This window comes from Idiomarina sp. ST10R2A5, from assembly GCF_051842325.1.
In the GTDB taxonomy this organism is placed as follows: Bacteria; Pseudomonadota; Gammaproteobacteria; order Enterobacterales; family Alteromonadaceae; genus Idiomarina; species Idiomarina abyssalis.
This window is the reverse complement of record NZ_JBNIEX010000010.1, coordinates 1-16,821: the sequence shown is the minus strand read 5'-3', so window position 1 is coordinate 16,821 and position 16,821 is coordinate 1. Positions and strand designations below refer to the sequence as shown.

The following is a 16,821-nucleotide window of genomic DNA, read 5'->3' as shown; positions in this document are numbered from 1 at the left end:
TAAAAAATAGTAGACTTCGATGCCTAATCAGTATTTTGACCAACTTATCGATCAGTTAAAGCCGCTCGTTTACGATACCGACTTTGATACGCTGTTTCAGTCTTTAACTGAAAACGAAGATGGTCCGACCCGCTTCAAACTAAAAATGGAGCTTAGACGTTTGGCGGCTCCTTGTCACCGTACCGTTGATTTACGTAATCAAGTAGACGGTGAATGTCACCCTTACGAGTACAACGGCCGCAGGCATCAACTTGACGATGTCGCCATTGAAATTTTTGAGCGCGGCCTGGAAACCTATAAAGGCGTTTTCACACAAGATACTTTCGAGCAAATTCTGGATGCTGATAACCATCTGCGCCAGGCTCGTGAAGAAGAAAGAGCTTTTGCCCAAAGTTTAGCCGACCATAACGCCGAGCCTTTAAATGGTCAATCGCCCTTTCCTAATGCTGATAATGAAGCCGAATCCTACTTGTTGGAGACCTTTCACTTTGGCCAATACCCGTATCGTGCCGAAGAACGGATGAATTTTACCATCGAAGTTGGTCTTGAAGACAGTAAAGGACAAACTTATAACGCGGTAACAACGGATATTTCAATTACCGGCATGCGCGTGCGTGTAGATGACGAGCATAGCTTTCAGTACGACGAACTGATATCGCTTTACTTTACCGGGCTGGCAAAAGAGTTCACGGTAGATCCCGATACTCGCATCCCATACCGCGTTGTTGGTGTACAGGAGATTGACAACAAGCACTATCTCAAATTAAACCGGGACCCCGACTACCACTCTGCCGAACTGGATAAGTTTTTTCACCGCTTTATCAACGGCTACAAAAAGCGCTACCGAGTCAATGTCGATAACACCTACAACACCATCATCACTAAAGGTCATGAACAGCTTCTGTTGCCCAGAATGCAGCAACTTCCGGTGTTCTTTTCTGAATCTAACCGTCAACTTGTTGCCGATTATGTCTTAACCACGGATAACAACCGGTTCATCTTAAATAACTGGATAAACGAACTGAACCAAATAAGTTTCGGTTCAGTCTTTAATATCCGTCGTAGCCGCTGGTTACTGCAGGACTTACTCAACAAAAAAAGTGCACGGTTACTGGTTCTGACCTTTTCAATAACGGCACGGGGTAAAATATATAACTACTCTGCAACGGTTGAAGAGCTAAAGAAAACCGGGTTATGGGAAACCTATGTTGCGTTTGGAAGTCAGAAAGCCTCGTGGCGAGTCTACCAAATTGATTTGCGCCCAGTTGACCTGAATCAGGCCTGGCAGCCGCAGAGTGTGCCCAAAAATATCAATGTCCCGTTCCGGTTAAATCCGCCTACCGCGCAGGTCAAAAGAGCAATTTCTCCATTGCGGTACATGGGGGTCGTTAACGATATTACCGACAGTTTAAATGGCTTTTTCGATACCGAACTGGACAAAAACCAACTTTCATCTCTGAAGGCGTTTGCCCACCCCCCTGCGGTACCAATTCGAACAAAAGAGGCGCGGCTGGAGTTTATCAATTTACGCAGTGAGAAACGTTTTAGCTACCGCAGTCGTTGCCGCGTCAGGGTTGGCAAGTATGTCCGGGACGGCATGATCATTGACCTTTCCGTTAGTGGCTTGCAGGTTCAGATTGATACCCCGGTTGCTGTTGAGAAAGGTGATAATGTCGAAATATCGATGACTGGCTTTAAGAAGCTGTATAAAAAAGCAAAGCTTGAGCACTTGCCTTATACCATTGCTTCAGTTGATGACGCTCGCACAACATTACGATTAAAGATAGACGGCGATCATGAACAGCATATGGGTTCTGAGTTCATCCGTTTTTTAATTCGGGAGCAAAGAGACCTATTAAAGCTGCAGGTTGAGAACACCTCGATAAACGGCCTGGAGCTTTGTCTTCGTAATTTGTATTGTGACGCCCCCGGCTCACTACCCATTTTTTTCTATAGAAATAAAAAACGAAAAACATCAGTACGTCGTGCTGGTTTGTCTAACTGGCCGTCTGACTGGGTCAGGCTCTTGTCTAAACTTCCGGGAAGCCAACAGACTGCTCTAAACTTGCAACCGTTAATGCGCGGGTCTTCAGTAACGGAAAAGCTACTGCCAAAGCTTGAGGATATGGATCGCACATCGGAACCGGTTACATTGCTGCTGTTATTACGTCTTTATCGCCAAAGTGGTGAAGATATTGTTCAAACTCAATGGCTGGAAAGTAACGACAACCACACCATTGAATCTTTTATTGAGCAATGCTTGCCTAATTCTATCTTCCGCGCAGTAACGGTTACTTTATCAAGAACCGGGAAACCTGATACTCAATTTATTCAGGCCGAACTTAACTACATTAGCCGGTACGCGGCTTACCGGGCACAGGAAATAGAAGAAGACTTGTGGCAAGTCTACGCCATTGCCGATACCGTTGATGTTACTGAAAGCTTACTCGAGTTTGCCCTGCCTGATACCAATACTATTGAAGAGCAACAAGAACGGCTAAACACCTGGCTCAATAAGTTTTGAGTGCTGCAGACACGGAATAATCTCAAGTAGACTATTTGAATTTATCGAGTAATCCGCAACAGCCTGCAAAGCAGGCTTTGCATTGTAAGCAATACCAATTGCTGCAGTTTCAAGCATAAGGGCATCGTTAGCGCCGTCACCGACAGCTACCGTTCTTTCCCGTGGAATGTTCCACTTGTCAGCAAGTATTTCCAGCTGTTGTGCTTTCATTTTTGCATCAACAATACTTCCCAGAACTTTCCCCGATAAACAACCATTAACGACTTCAAGTCGATTCGCCAATACAGCATCCAGTTTGAGTGCCTTTTGCACTTTATCAGCAAACCATGTGAAGCCACCGGAAACTAACGCGGTTTTCCAGCCTCTATTTTGCAACGAAAGCAGTAATTCTGATGCGCCGGGGTTAAATGGAATTGGACTAAAAAGGCTTTCTAAGTCACTTTCTTTAATGCCCGATAAACAAGCGACACGCAACTTAAGGCTCTCACTAAAATCAATTTCACCTCGCATAGCGGCTTCCGTTATTGCTGAGACTTTAGTATAACGATCATTTAATCGTGCAATTTCATCGATACACTCAATACCAATTAAGGTAGAATCCATGTCGAAGACGATTAAACCGGAACTGTGTTTCATTGAACGGAAAACTCCTGAGCTGGGCCCATGCAACTAACAGAATTTAAGCAATGGCATCGATTAAAAAACACCTTGCTTAACATCAAAACCAAAGCGATTGCTCGTATTATGTTTAAACGAGCGCTTCGTCTGGCTACTGCTGCCGGCTTGTTGCTGATCATTATTAATGTTTGGAATATTGCCAGTGTCCAGTCTCAACAGCAACTGTTCTCTCAAACTCAGTCAGTTACTCAATTAATGATTGAGCAGGCTGAGCATGAGGCGCATTACTGGCTTGAGCACCAAAACACCGAACGTTTGACTGCATTAACCGATCATATTGCCGGCAACCCGCAGGTAATGGCAGCCACAATCCGTAACCGTTTTGGTGAGTTATTGGTTCATAGTGGGGTCAGCGCATCGATGATTGACTGGCCGGCAACCGATGATGCATCAGAGCCCTGGGTTCTCGTAGAGGAAATAAGCCTTGAAGATAACGTAAGTGGTTACTTACAAGTAGTCTTTGATAAGAATCTTCTGCTTAAAAAAAGCCAGACAGCCCACAATGGGCTAATGCAGCAAGGAAAGTTACTTCTGCTGCTGGCTATGTTGGCAGGCGTATTTATTATGCTTGGTTTTAACCGGATACGTGACCGCTACTGGCAGACGGAACATCACTAAAAAGCTCGCAACTGTTTTGCCACAAAGTATCACTCAGTGACTCTTTACTCATGTCTCTAAGCTCTGCTAAAACATCCAGAACCTTTGCAATTCTGGCCGGCTCGTTACGCTGGCCCTGATAACCGCAAACAGGCATATCTGGCGAGTCTGTTTCCAGCACTAATGCAGATACAGGAACTTTTGCTATTGCTTCACGCGTTTTTTTTGCCCGAGTGTAAGTGATTACTCCGCCAATACCCAGTTTATAGCCGCAATCGACAAATTTCATAGCCTGCTCGTAACTGCCACTAAAGGCGTGTATAACACCAGACTCGGGGCCGTGCTGCTTCACCAGCGGATGCGTCGTCTCCAGGGTTTTGCGGTGATGAATAATAGCCGGGAGACGGTATTGCCGAGCCAGCTTCAACTGTTCAATGAAAAGTTTACGCTGGAGTTCTGAGTTTTCACAGGTGGCATCCAGCCCTATTTCGCCTACCGCCAGTAAACGTTCCTTTGGTTTATCCAGCGCCTGTTCCAGCTCATCAATTTGATTCAGGCTGTGCTTCTCTATAAACCAAGGGTGCAAACCTAACGCAAAACGCCAGCTCGAAAACTGTTCAACCAGTTGCTGCAACCGGGGCCATTGCTCAGCACTGACACCCGGCACCATGAAACGCTCTACGTTTACCTCTTTAGCATTCTCCAGAACCTGCTCCCGGTCGTTATCAAATGCCTGGAAGTCGAGGTGACAATGCGTATCGTAAAGCTTACTCATAAGCCTTAATGTTCGCGTGTGTGAGTAAATTCAATATCGGGGTAACGCTCTTCCGCCAGGCTTAAGTTCACCATAGTGGGTGCAATGTAGGTCAGATTATCACCACCGTCTAATGCTAGATTAGATTCCGCTTTACGACGAAATTCGTCCAGCTTCTTCTCGTCTTTACTACTTACCCAGCGCGCTGTGGCAACATTGATGTTTTCATACATCGCATCTACTTTGTATTCTGTTCTCAAACGATGCACGACAACATCAAACTGAAGAACTCCAACAGCTCCAACTATCAAGTCATTACTGATAAGTGGGCGGAATACCTGCACCGCGCCCTCTTCGGATAACTGCACCAAACCTTTCAGCAGTTGCTTCTGCTTTAGGGGGTCTTTTAAGCGAATGCGGCGGAAAAGTTCAGGCGCAAAGTTAGGAATACCACTAAATTTAAAGTCTTCACCTGCGGTAAATGTATCACCAATTTGTATAGTGCCATGGTTGTGCAAGCCGATAATGTCACCAGGATAAGCCTCTTCCACATGCGAACGGTCACCGGCTAAGAAGGTTAAAGCATCGCTAATACGCACGTCTTTACCCGTACGCACCTGCCTCATCTTCATGCCCTTCTCATATTTGCCTGAAACAATTCTTAAGAAAGCGACACGGTCGCGATGGCGCGGATCCATATTCGCCTGAATTTTAAAAATAAATCCGGAGAAATCTTTGTTATCTGCACTGACGCTTTCTTGTTGATCAGTCTCCCGGGGCTGAGGTCTTGGAGCCCAGTCGACCAGGCCATCCAGCATATGATCAACACCAAAATTACCTAATGCAGTACCAAAGAACACCGGGGTCAACTCACCGGCAAGAAACAGTTCTTTATCAAAAGGATTAGAAGCACCGTTGACCAGCTCTATTTGCTCACGCAGCTCGTCCGCCCACGCACCTATTTTTTCATCCAGCTCAGGGTTATCCAGACCTTTTATAATGGTCTCTTCCTGTATTCTGTGTCCCTGCCCTGTTTTGTACAATATGGTTTCATCTTTAAGTAAATGATAAACACCTTTAAAGTTTTTACCGGAACCTATTGGCCAGGTAATTGGTGCACACATAATTTTCAGTACGTCTTCCACTTCATCCAGCAACTCAAGAGGGTCACGAATGTCACGGTCAAGCTTGTTCATGAAAGTAATAATTGGTGTGTCGCGTAAGCGAGTCACTTCCATCAACTTAATCGTCCGATCCTCGACACCTTTGGCGCCGTCAATAACCATCAGGCAGGAGTCAACCGCTGTTAGTGTACGGTAAGTATCTTCAGAAAAGTCCTCGTGTCCCGGTGTATCGAGTAAGTTTACCAAGGCATCGTTATATGGAAACTGCATGACTGAGGTCGTTACCGATATGCCACGCTCTTGCTCCATCTGCATCCAGTCTGATTTTGCATGCTGCCCCGATTTCTTCCCTTTAATTGTACCGGCCTTCTGAATCTGATGACCATGCAGCAATACCTTCTCGGTAATCGTTGTTTTACCAGCATCCGGGTGAGAGATAATGGCAAAGGTACGACGTTTCGCGACTTCATTCTGCAAGCTGGATTCCGACATCAATGACACTCTTTGTGGTTAAAATGGTTTATGCGGCTTATTTTCGCTGATCTTATACCGATACACAAACCAAGGATGGTTATCAAATGGTAGCTACCGTATTTATACCAGAAGGATAGCTCTCTACAACTTTATAGCCTGCCCTTCTTCCATGGGCGGTAAATCAAATAAATGACACAGGGTCTGACCTAAATCGGCGAAGCTTTGTCGTTTCCCCCGACTGCCTGCAGAGACATGGTGACCAGACAGCAACAGGGGAATGTATTCGCGAGTATGATCGGTGCCTTCCCATGTGGGGTCACATCCATGATCAGCTGTTAACACCAGGATATCCTCCGGCTTCATTGCAGACTCAATTACTGGCAGCCATTTATCAAAGGCTTCAAGCTCATTTGCATACCCTTCAATGTTACGGCGATGCCCGTACAGGGTGTCAAAATCAACAAGATTCGTAAAAATGAGTGAGTTGTCCGGAGCCGCTTTCATAGCATTCAATGTTGCGGTTAACAGGCCTTCCAGACCGGATGCTTTTATTGACTGAGTAACACCCTGCCCTGCAAAAATATCGGCTATTTTTCCAATAGCGATAACTTCTCCACCGTTCTCTTGCAACTTATCCAGCACCGTCGGTTTAGGCGGTAAAACCGAATAGTCTTTGCGATTTGCGGTCCGCTCAAAGGTGTCGGCATTTTCACCAACAAAGGGCCGGGCTATAACCCGGCCAATATTATAGGGTTCCAGAAGCTCCCGTACTTTTTCACAAACCTGATATAAACGTTTAAGGCCGAAGTGCTCTTCGTGAGCCGCAATTTGAAAAACGGAATCGGCAGAGGTATAAAAAATTGGCCAGCCGGTACGAATGTGTTGCTCACCTAACTGTTTAATAATTTCTGTACCGGATGCATGACAGTTGCCAAGTATGCCTTGAAGTTCACAGGCTTCGGTTATATGAGCTAATAGTTCCGCCGGAAAGCTGTTTTCCTTATTCTCAAAGTATCCCCAGTCAAAGTGCACAGGAACGCCCATCAACTCCCAGTGACCTGAGGGTGTGTCTTTTCCCGATGAAATCTCTGCAGCACAGGCATAGGCACCGCTTAGAGCGGAAGGTTTGTGGCCTTTGGCATAAAACCCCGTCGCCTCTTTATGGGCTTCAAGTAGTCCCAGACGAGTTAAATTCGGCAAGTGCAGAGGGTTACCCTGTTTGTGCCGATACTCCGCGATATGACCAAAGGTATCGGCTCCGGCGTCGCCAAACTTTTCAGCATCCGGAGCGCAGCCAATACCAAAAGAATCCAATACCACGACAATGGCTCTTCCCATGCTTAATTTCTCGCTATTCTTTGATAGATAACGCCAGTAGTGGGCGGCTTTTGCGTACTAAAGCTTATCGCTTTTAAGATACGTTCAGCAGCCTCATTCCAGTCAGACTCGCAACTTGCATGCAATGTTGCCAGCTCCGTATCTGAATCAACTTTTGAGCCAATACCAAGGATATCGGTAACACCAACACTTAAGTCCAATATATCATCTGCTTTGCGGCGCCCTCCCCCCAAGCACACTACTGCCATTCCCAGCTCACGGGTATCAACGCCACTAATATAATGTCCGCTGTATTCAACGGGAGCGATAAGAGGCTTGACGATTTTTGCCTGCGGCAGGTATTCACGACTTTTCTCAAAAAAGTCACCGGGGCCACCCAATGACTTAACCATTTTAGCAAAACGCTCTGCCGCACTTCCGTCACTCAGTACTTTCTCTACCATGGCTTCCGCTTGTTCAGTATTGCCCGCCAACTTTCCTGAAACTAACAGCTCAGCAGACAAGGCTTTGGTTACCTCGTGCAAACGTAAGTCACGGCGCTTCCCACTTAAGTAATCTACAGCTAACTGAACTTCAACGGCATTACCGGCAGCTGAGCCTAAAGCTTCATTCATATCCGTTATTAGCGCCGTGGTCTCAACCCCTAACTCACAACCAACAGTAACCAGACTCTGCGCCAGTTCTTTTGACTTCTCAAAGCTGGGCATAAAAGCGCCGTTACCCGCTTTAACGTCCATAACTAGGCCGTCTAACCCTTCAGCAAGCTTTTTTGCCAGAATCGAGGCCGTTATCAGAGGAATTGATTCTACCGTCGCACTGATATCCCGCGTTGCATAAAAACGACTGTCTGCAGGAGCTAAACGCCCCGTCTGACCAATAATTGCGACCCCCGCATTTTTAACGGTATCGCGAAACAACTGATTATCGGGAGCCGTCTGATATTCGGGGATAGAATCAAACTTATCGAGTGTGCCGCCTGTATGCCCTAACCCCCGGCCGGAGATCATCGGGACGTAACCACCGCAGGCAGCAACAATAGGGCCCAACATTAAGCTGACCACATCGCCCACACCACCCGTAGAGTGTTTATCCAGTAAAGGGCCATTCAGATCCTGCTGTCGCCAGTCAAGAACGTCCCCTGAGTCACGCATCGCAACCGTCAGGGCTTTCTTTTCCTCTGCTGACATTCCCTGAAAGTAAACCGCCATAGCAAGAGCAGCTATTTGGCCTTCACTGACCGACTCGTCACAAATGCCGTTAATAAATTCCTGAATATCGGCTGCAGACAAGAAGATACCGTCTCGCTTTTTACGAATGACCTCTTGTGGCAAAAACATCGGTTAAGCCTTAACCAAAATCTTCTGAATGTCCTGTAACAAGCTACTGGCACCAATGCGGAAATGACTCGCTGTGAGCCAGTCTTCACCCATCAGCTGTTCAGCTAACTCAATATACTGAACGGCATCGTCGACTGTACGAATACCTCCGGCAGCTTTAAACCCGCAGTCGGTTTGACTGGCTTTTATTACTCCTAACATAGCTTCAGCTGCTTTTAAGGTCGCATTTACTGAAACTTTGCCCGTTGAGGTTTTAATAAAGTCCGCGCCATTTGCAATTGCAAGTTCACTAGCAAGAACGATTTTATCGTGCTGCTCCAGTTCTCCGGATTCGATAATGACTTTTAATTGTACTGAGTCACCGCAAATATCCTTGCATTCTCTTACCAGCTCGGCTGGCGTACTTTCATCACCATTTAATAAAGCTCTGTAGGGCAGGACAACGTCCACTTCATCGGCACCGGCAGCAATCGCACGCTCTGTCTCAGCGGCTGCCCGCTCAACGTCACTGTTGCCATCAGGAAAATTTGTTACGGTAGCAACCTTAGTGCTAAGTCCCTGCTCTTCTAAAAACTGTTTAGCTAAAGCAACCCACTCCGGAAAAACACAAACTGCAGCGACGCTTTTTTCATTGATAGATGCACGTGAGCATAAATCTTCAATGACCTTGCGGTTATCGTCATTATTCAATGTCGTTAAGTCCATGAAGGACAAGGCTTGTAACGCCCGCACTTGTTGCGTTGATGGCATAATTACTCCGTTAGTCTTGTTGACGGCTCCAGCGCATAACTAAAGCATCTTCTCTGCCGCCATCCAATGGATAATAGTTTAACCTGCGACCTACCGTATCAAATCCATTGTGTTCATATAAGCGAATAGCCGCTGAATTCGATGCGCGTACCTCCAGAAAAACAACATACTGATGGTCATAGGCGTAGTCTAATAAGTCCTGCATGAGTTTGTTACCATAGCCCCGCCCCTGAAAAGCGGGATCGACCGCAATGTTGTGCAAGGTCAATTCATCTGCCACTCGCTGACAGATAGTAAAGCCTATAACTTGTGAACTTTGCATTAATCGCCTGCAACGATACTGCTCGCCAACACTTTGACTGAATACCGTCCATGACCAGGGGTGGCTGTGTGCTTTGTTTTCGACCTCAAACTCGGGTTTACCGGGTTCAAAATTTTCAATTTTAGTGTCTTCAGTGCTCACGGTCTTCATTTTGCAGCTGCAGCCAAAGCGTCTTTTTCTGCTCAGTAGAAAGGGGCTTAGCCAGCCAGTCGGTGTAATTAAAACACAAGCCTGGCGTTTGAACTGGCGCTTTTACGGCAACCGGACGTTGCTCAAAATACAAACTAAGATCGTTAATCCAGCCAGGAAGGGAAACCGGCAATTCAACAGCTCCCTGCAAGTAGAGCGGGCCCAGTCGGTAGTAAAATACAGGTGCTGTCGCACTTTTGGTTTGCCATACGGGAATACCCATCAATTGCAAAGCAGTACGTTGTTGACTGGTCCATTCAGGAAGCATAACGATTACCGTTGAAAACAGATAAGTGCAGTTTACTCAAGCTTTGGAAGGATAGCCAGTCAGAAACTGGCAGGGGCGGAGGGATTCGAACCCCCAACCGTCGGTTTTGGAGACCGCTGTTCTACCAATTGGAACTACGCCCCTAACACTTGAGCGGAGAATTATACCGACACCGAGCATTCAAACAAGCGATATTTGCAAGTCTACTTATCGTTTGCAGATTAATTAAACAATTCTGACTAAGCTTCTGCGTCAAAGAGCTCTTCATGAACAATTTGTAGTATTTCTTCTACCTTAAACTCATCAATTTGAAAATGTTCCAGCACCCCATCCTGAACTTGCTCCCATTCTTCTTCTCCCGCCAGGCTCCGAGTTCTCATATCCACCGCGTAACGCGCAATTTTAAGTATTCCCAGAAGATCCAACGTCAGGCTATCCAACTCACTAGAGTGAGTGAAAATAGAGCTGTCTTCAAACAAGTAGTAAATCACTTCGACAACGATTTTGGGCAACTTCCAATGCTGAGCCAATAAGGCGCCTATCGTAGTATGTGTTGTCTGAAATAACTCTTGTTCTTTTATCTGCACCTTGGGCCAGGGAGTGCTTGCTGATGCGTTAAGCAAATCGGCATAATCATCAAATTCAGCCAGCATGACCGGTATGCCGGAGCTTTGAAATAACCCGAGCATATACGCATGGTCTCTTAATTCGGGGCGTCCTATAGATTCTGCGACCAAAACACAGGCGCTGGCAACCCACTCGTTATACCGCCAGAACTCGTTAAGATCGTAGTCGGAAGTTAACGCTGACTTTAGCGCAACGGCCCGAACAATAGGAAATACCCGACGGAACCCAAGCGTCATAACAGCCTGTTGGATAGAGTCGACCTCTTTAGCCCGACGGTAAGCAGCGGAATTAACTACCTGCAACACAGCTGCAGCTATACTCATATCGGCAGAGATCGATTCCGCAATAACACCAACATCGGGTTCATCTTTTTTGGCTTCACTACTGACAGTTAACAGAGTTTGAGGGCGCGGAGGAATACTGACTCTTTGTAGCAATCGTTTCTCTGCTGTCGTAATTTCTATCGCCATAGTATCTCCAGATTGAACCCAATGATTTACATGAAATCTTAAAGCATGTCATTATGTTGAAACGTTTTATCAGGTATAACACTTCAATGTCTTACTTTCGATGTATTCTCTTTGTTTGTGCGTTAATTTTCAGCACCTTTGCTCATGCTTCGGTAGAAGTTGAGGTTTCAGGTGTTGAAGGCGATGAGTACAACAACGTTATGGCATTGTTGCAAATAGCCCGTCTGGACGAAAATAAAAGTTATGCCGCTTATCGAGTTCGGTATTTACATCGACAAGCGCCTAAAGACATCAAAAAGGCACTACGTCCCTACGGATATTATCAGGTTGAAGTGAATGCTCAACTAGAAACTGTCGATTACGGCTGGTCAGCATCGTACCAGGTGAGCTTAAACGAACCGGTTCGAATTTCGCAAAATTCATGGAAAATAAAAGGCGATGCGACGGACGATAAAGCTTTTAAGAAAGTTATTGAAAGCAGTAACCTGAAGGAGCAGGAGCGCTTTATTCACAGCCACTATGAAAGCGTCAAATCGCGCCTTTTATCCTTAGCCAGTCAACGCGGCTATCACGATGCCCGTTTCATAGAACACAACGTTGAAATAGATGTTGAAAAGAATACAGCCGCAATTAATGTCGTATTTGATTCCGGACAACGCTACAAATATGGGCAAATTACCTTTGAACAAGACATTCTGGATGACGAGTTACTGCAGCGCTACGTTCCCTTTGAACAAGGTGAAGGCTACAACACTCAAGAGCTCAGTCAATTACAAATAGCTCTGGGCGATAGCGGATACTTTTCATCGGTTCAGGTCAGTCCGCAGTGGAATGAGTCTAAGCAACACAGAGTCCCGATTACTGTCAATTCTGAGCCAAACTTCAGAAACCAATACCAATACGGCATCGGCTACGGTACCGATACCGGAGCCCGCGTGAGAGCCAGTATTAACCGCCGCTGGGTAAATACAGAAGGCCACCAGTTGCGTGGAACGACGCAAATCTCTGAAGTCGAAAGCACTGTCGGCGTTAATTACATTATTCCCGGTAAGAAGCCACAATCCGATTATTACCAAATACGAGCAGAAGCATCTGATAAAGACAACGAAGGTCAGAACAACCGACTCTATCGTCTGGGAGCTTCTAGTATCGTGGCAATGAATAAGTGGCGCCGTGAATATGGACTGCACTGGCAACGCGACGACTTCGAAATCGGTGAAAGTTCCGGAACCAGCCAGTTCCTTATTCCTCAGGCAAGCTGGAACTATATGACCGCTGATGGTCGCTTAAACATTGATAAAGGCTTCCGGTTTGATATTACCTTAAAGGCTGCCAATGAGGCTCTGTTATCCGATGCAGACCTGGCGAGCCTGGAACTTGGCTTTAAAGCTGTTGTCCCTTTAACTGACAGAATACGCTTTCTTGCCCGGGCAGAAGCCGGGGCGACTTATATTAAAGACTTTGATCAACTACCACCGTCACTACGTTTCTTTGCTGGTGGTGACAATAGTGTACGTGGCTATGCCTATGAACAACTGGGGCCGGAAGATGATACAGGAACTGTTATCGGTGGCCGTTACCTAGCGGTCGCCAGCGCGGAAATCGACTATCGATTTAAGGATAACTGGCGTGTCGCCCTCTTCACCGATATTGGTAATGCCATGATTGAACCTAATGAAAAACTCAAACAAAGTGTCGGCTTTGGTGTTCGCTGGATATCGCCCATTGGCTCAATCCGTCTTGACTTGGCACAGGCGATAGAAGAGCCAGGTAAACCGTGGCGCCTGCACTTTACATTAGGCCCCGATCTATGAGGGTATATCGCTGGTTAGCAGGGACTATCCTGAGTCTGGTTCTCCTGATTCCTATTATAGCTTTTAGTCTGGTCGCCAGCGAAAGCGGCAGTCGATGGGTATTAACCCAGGCGCAGAAGTATGCCCCTGTTGAATTCAGTTATAGTCAGTTTAATGGAAGCCTTTTAAATGAGTTTGAGTTCAGAGACTTTAGCTTAGAGGCCGGTACTTTTTCTTATGCCCCGGAACAGCTCAAAGTAAGCTGGAAACCTTTTGCTCTATTATCGGGTGTGCTTAGAATAAACAGCGTTAAAAGTAACGGCGGTGAAATAAGGCTGCGAGCGGCAGAACAAGAGCAAAGTGACGCCTCAGAAACTTCTATTCAAGACATTTCAATTGAACTCCCTATAGACTTCAATTTGCTCAAGTTATCCATTGAGAAAACGCAATTTTTTATTTTAGAGACTCCTGCGCAGGGCCTAAATATTAATGCGTCAGTCAGGCTTGATACAAACGGGAGCCTAAACATTCGGGAGCTGCAGCTCGAGCATCAATACCTGACAACGACAATTAGCGGCAGAACCAAGCTTTCATACCCGTTTGATAGCAACCTTAATAACAACACACACCTGCACTCGCCGGACTACCCCGAGCTAAAAGTCAAAAGTCGTATAGCCGGTAACCTGCATAAGCTATCGACGACTAGTGAATTGTCAGAAGGCCTTATCGGCACGATCTCGGCTGAATTACAGGACCCAATTAATGACCTTAAGTGGCAGCTTACGAGTCAATGGCAAGAAAATAATATAACTCCATGGTTGGCGAGTTTTGGCGCAGATAACCTCAACCTGAGTTTCCACGGAACCCTTAACGGACAAGGCGGTATGGATCATATCGAGCTGGAGCCTTCGATTTCCGTCATGGTTAATAAGCAACAAGCAGATATTGATGGCCACCTGAACTATAGGAACAACGTACTGACCCTGAACGCTCTTAATATTCAGCCCCAGGGAGACATTGACGGTGTGTTAACTCTTCAGGGAGAAATCTCATCACTGAAAGCTAATCCGGAAATAAATGTATCGGCAACCTGGGATGAGATTATCTATGAACCCAATCAACTGACTAGCCGAAATGGCAAACTGACAGCGCAGGGCTCGATAGGTGAATTGGCTATCTATTTGGACAATACGCTTACCGGATTACTAGGGAATGATTTAAACCTTACAACAGAAGCCGAACTAACGGACGAAAGTTTAAAGCTAACTCAGTTTCGACTGTCTCAAAACGACGAGCAAGTAAATGGCAACGCGATCATTGAGTGGAAAGATAACCTTTCGTTGGCCGCTAACCTCACAGGTAGTTTTCAACAGCAGACAGTAGACGCAAAAGTTAGATTGCGTCTGTTAGATCCCTATTTATTTGTCGACCAACTAGAAGCACGCTGGGGCCCACACTCGTTCTTAGCCAATGGGGCGCTCAGTCCTGGCAGCAAATTAAACTGGAAGCTAAGCTCCGGAGACTTAAGCACGCTATCAGATATCAAAGGTGAACTGGCAGCGGAAGGAAGTATCAACGGTCAACTAAACCAATCAAGGTTTGATTTTGATATTGCAGAGTTTAACCTGAAATTACCTGACTATAATGCGATTACTCTGAACCAGTCAGTAGCCGGCTCTTTTAATTATCAAGAAAGCACATTTGACGTAACTCCGGTTTGCCTAAACTATAAAGGACTACGTAAACCGTTATGTGCTCAATTAGAGCAACAAAAAAATTCAATAAACTTTACTGCAGACGCCGGCCAAGTGCCTTTGAATTTGCTTCAGGCAATTGTCTTACCTGACAGTCCTTACACCTTAAGTGGAGAGCTCTCTTTAGCAATTGATGGTGAATTTAATAATCAGACAATGAGATTGGAAAAATTCGAGGGAGTCGTCAACGCAGATAACTCTAAAATACAAACGGGTGAAGAAGTCATAACCTTAAATCAGCTAGTGCTAAAAGCAAAAAACGGCGCAGAGCAAGATCTTGATATTTCATTGACCGCTAAAGCCAATGAACTGGACTTTGATCTGTCTGGAGAGCTGAATATTGAGCAGTTAAATACCAATAGCCCAATATCGGGAAAAGTGCTACTGAGCTCAAAAAGCCTGGAGTTGTTAAATCTATTTGCACCACAGATTAATATAGGTGACGGAAACACTAAAGCCGAACTGACTATAGCGGGTAAACTTAACGATCCAACCGCATCAGGAAGCATGAACTTATCTGCAGACAGAATTGTTTTGCTTTCTAGCGGTACTTTGATAACGAATTTAGAGGCTGAGCTAACAGCCGACGCAAATGTTGGGCAGTTTACCGTTAGTGCTAATGGTACGGTAGGTCAAGGAGATGTCGATATTAAGGGTCGATTCAATGTCCTTAAGCGAGTTGGCCTGCTAACGATAAAAGGCAAAGACTTATTAATTTTAGATACGCCGGATCTCTTACTATTGGCTTCGCCTGATGTCAAAATTGAGCTGCAAGAGGACCTCGTAACTCTTACTGGGGACTTAGACGTTCCCAAAGCACGCATTACCCCGGTAGAGTTAAACCAGGCTGTTACAGAGTCTGCTGACGTCAATATAAAGAACGAGAAGAAAGAAGAATCTTTGTTCAGAACAAAAGCAGATATTACGGTGAGTTTAGGAAAAAGTGTACGCGTTGAAGCTATGGGGTTCTCCGGGAACCTACAAGGACAGTTACGAATTAGCCAACAACCAAACTCTGCCGCTACAGGAAATGGAAGTATTGGCGTTGTTTCAGGAGATTACGAAATCTACGGGCAGAAACTGGCTATAGAGCGCGGCGATCTCTTATTTAACGGCGGGCCTTTAGATACACCGTCTTTAAACCTACGAGTAACGCGAAATATAAAAGGTAACGGTGCTTCACAACGTCCTCCTGAAATTATCGGAGCACGAGTAACAGGGACAATAGAACAGCCTGAACTCAGCTTATTTTCGACACCACCGCTTCCTGACAGCACAATTCTTTCTTACCTATTATTTGGTAAACCACCAGGAAACCAGGGAGATGTAAATAACCTTGAGTTACAAGCTGCACTATTAGTCGGGGGGCGAAGCACGGAGTTTCTGACTGAAGGGATAAAAAGTACTTTTGATTTAGATGAAGTGTCGTTGGACTCAGAAACCAGTGATGTAAATGATACATCTCTTTATATTGGTAAGTACTTATCACCTCAATTATATATCAAATACGGAATAGGTTTGCTGGAGCCCACTTCCACGTTCATATTACGCTACACACTATCTGAAAGGCTGCTGTTCGAATCGACCTCAAGTACAGAAGGTCAAGGTGGTGACTTGATATATACCATAGAAAACTAAAATTAAGCCTCGCACTCAGAAGCAAGTTGAATAAGCCCCCCTCTTCGACGCTACTTCCATATTATAATCAGACAGTTTACCTGACCTTTTAGTACCTGACGCTGCTAAAGCGAGGTATTTTGTGACGGACATAAAAAAGCCCCCAGCGTAAGCTGAGGGCTTCTTAAAATAATAGTCTGGACAA

13 protein-coding genes and 1 tRNA gene are annotated in these 16,821 nt (G+C 45.6%); 4 read left to right on the top strand and 10 right to left on the bottom strand.

The features are described from left to right. The first annotated feature begins 19 nt into the window (after positions 1–19). On the top strand, positions 20–2,524 hold the full coding sequence (locus tag ACP7FG_RS11445; RefSeq protein WP_439226442.1) for a PilZ domain-containing protein: 2,505 nt from the start codon (positions 20–22) through the stop codon (positions 2,522–2,524). Here ACP7FG_RS11445 and serB read toward each other — a convergent pair. After that, a complete protein-coding gene (serB, locus tag ACP7FG_RS11440; RefSeq protein WP_439226441.1) occupies positions 2,498–3,160 on the bottom strand; it encodes a phosphoserine phosphatase SerB in 663 nt (220 codons plus the stop codon). The genes ACP7FG_RS11445 and serB overlap by 27 nt on opposite strands. Positions 3,161–3,187: 27 nt before the next feature. Between serB and ACP7FG_RS11435 the strand changes: the two genes are divergently transcribed. Beyond that, positions 3,188–3,820, top strand: coding sequence for a YtjB family periplasmic protein (locus tag ACP7FG_RS11435; protein WP_439226440.1), 633 nt, complete (start codon positions 3,188–3,190; stop codon positions 3,818–3,820). Here the strand turns inward: ACP7FG_RS11435 and ACP7FG_RS11430 are convergent. From ACP7FG_RS11430 to ACP7FG_RS11390, 9 genes are all read right to left on the bottom strand, one after another. Then, entirely contained in the window at positions 3,777–4,574 is a 798-nt protein-coding gene (locus tag ACP7FG_RS11430; RefSeq protein WP_439226439.1) for a TatD family hydrolase, read from the bottom strand. The two genes, ACP7FG_RS11435 and ACP7FG_RS11430, sit on opposite strands and share 44 nt — an antisense overlap. Positions 4,575–4,579: 5 nt before the next feature. Further along, positions 4,580–6,169, bottom strand: a complete 1,590-nt coding sequence (prfC, locus tag ACP7FG_RS11425) for a peptide chain release factor 3 (protein ID WP_054491102.1) — start codon at positions 6,167–6,169, stop codon at positions 4,580–4,582. 123 nt (positions 6,170–6,292) lie between these two features. Next, positions 6,293–7,489 (bottom strand): phosphopentomutase, encoded by a 1,197-nt coding sequence (locus ACP7FG_RS11420; protein WP_439226438.1) that lies wholly within the window; start codon positions 7,487–7,489, stop codon positions 6,293–6,295. A 2-nt stretch (positions 7,490–7,491) separates the two neighbouring features. After that, a complete protein-coding gene (deoA, locus tag ACP7FG_RS11415; protein WP_439226437.1) occupies positions 7,492–8,826 on the bottom strand; it encodes a thymidine phosphorylase in 1,335 nt (444 codons plus the stop codon). A 3-nt stretch (positions 8,827–8,829) separates the two neighbouring features. Next, positions 8,830–9,576 (bottom strand): deoxyribose-phosphate aldolase, encoded by a 747-nt coding sequence (gene deoC, locus ACP7FG_RS11410; RefSeq protein ID WP_439226436.1) that lies wholly within the window; start codon positions 9,574–9,576, stop codon positions 8,830–8,832. A 10-nt stretch (positions 9,577–9,586) separates the two neighbouring features. Continuing rightward, positions 9,587–10,048 (bottom strand): ribosomal protein S18-alanine N-acetyltransferase, encoded by a 462-nt coding sequence (gene rimI, locus ACP7FG_RS11405; protein WP_439226435.1) that lies wholly within the window; start codon positions 10,046–10,048, stop codon positions 9,587–9,589. Further along, positions 10,029–10,355 carry a hypothetical protein gene (locus ACP7FG_RS11400; protein ID WP_199493877.1) on the bottom strand — a complete coding sequence of 109 codons (327 nt, stop codon included), beginning with the start codon at positions 10,353–10,355 and terminating at the stop codon, positions 10,029–10,031. Before ACP7FG_RS11400 ends, rimI begins: the two co-directional genes overlap by 20 nt. A 67-nt stretch (positions 10,356–10,422) precedes the next feature. Further along, positions 10,423–10,499, bottom strand: a tRNA-Trp gene (locus tag ACP7FG_RS11395). Positions 10,500–10,594: 95 nt separating this feature from the next. Then, on the bottom strand, positions 10,595–11,452 hold the full coding sequence (locus ACP7FG_RS11390; protein WP_054491108.1) for an HDOD domain-containing protein: 858 nt from the start codon (positions 11,450–11,452) through the stop codon (positions 10,595–10,597). Positions 11,453–11,538: 86 nt separating this feature from the next. On the opposite strand from ACP7FG_RS11390, the gene ACP7FG_RS11385 reads away from it, so the two are divergent. Beyond that, positions 11,539–13,266 (top strand): autotransporter assembly complex protein TamA, encoded by a 1,728-nt coding sequence (locus ACP7FG_RS11385; protein WP_439226434.1) that lies wholly within the window; start codon positions 11,539–11,541, stop codon positions 13,264–13,266. Next, entirely contained in the window at positions 13,263–16,637 is a 3,375-nt protein-coding gene (locus ACP7FG_RS11380) for a translocation/assembly module TamB domain-containing protein (protein WP_439226433.1), read from the top strand. The genes ACP7FG_RS11385 and ACP7FG_RS11380 overlap by 4 nt, the downstream gene beginning before the upstream one ends. Positions 16,638–16,821 lie beyond the last annotated feature (184 nt).

Coding starts and splice junctions, on each gene's coding strand:
- ACP7FG_RS11435 (WP_439226440.1), top strand. CDS start 3,188: ATGCAACTAACAGAATTTAAGCAATGGCATCGATTAAAAAACACCTTG.
- ACP7FG_RS11390 (WP_054491108.1), bottom strand. CDS start 11,452: ATGGCGATAGAAATTACGACAGCAGAGAAACGATTGCTACAAAGAGTC.
- ACP7FG_RS11400 (WP_199493877.1), bottom strand. CDS start 10,355: ATGCTTCCTGAATGGACCAGTCAACAACGTACTGCTTTGCAATTGATG.
- ACP7FG_RS11445 (WP_439226442.1), top strand. CDS start 20: ATGCCTAATCAGTATTTTGACCAACTTATCGATCAGTTAAAGCCGCTC.
- deoC (WP_439226436.1), bottom strand. CDS start 9,576: ATGCCATCAACGCAACAAGTGCGGGCGTTACAAGCCTTGTCCTTCATG.
- deoA (WP_439226437.1), bottom strand. CDS start 8,826: ATGTTTTTGCCACAAGAGGTCATTCGTAAAAAGCGAGACGGTATCTTC.
- serB (WP_439226441.1), bottom strand. CDS start 3,160: ATGAAACACAGTTCCGGTTTAATCGTCTTCGACATGGATTCTACCTTA.
- prfC (WP_054491102.1), bottom strand. CDS start 6,169: ATGTCGGAATCCAGCTTGCAGAATGAAGTCGCGAAACGTCGTACCTTT.
- ACP7FG_RS11385 (WP_439226434.1), top strand. CDS start 11,539: ATGTCTTACTTTCGATGTATTCTCTTTGTTTGTGCGTTAATTTTCAGC.
- rimI (WP_439226435.1), bottom strand. CDS start 10,048: ATGAAGACCGTGAGCACTGAAGACACTAAAATTGAAAATTTTGAACCC.
- ACP7FG_RS11430 (WP_439226439.1), bottom strand. CDS start 4,574: ATGAGTAAGCTTTACGATACGCATTGTCACCTCGACTTCCAGGCATTT.
- ACP7FG_RS11420 (WP_439226438.1), bottom strand. CDS start 7,489: ATGGGAAGAGCCATTGTCGTGGTATTGGATTCTTTTGGTATTGGCTGC.
- ACP7FG_RS11380 (WP_439226433.1), top strand. CDS start 13,263: ATGAGGGTATATCGCTGGTTAGCAGGGACTATCCTGAGTCTGGTTCTC.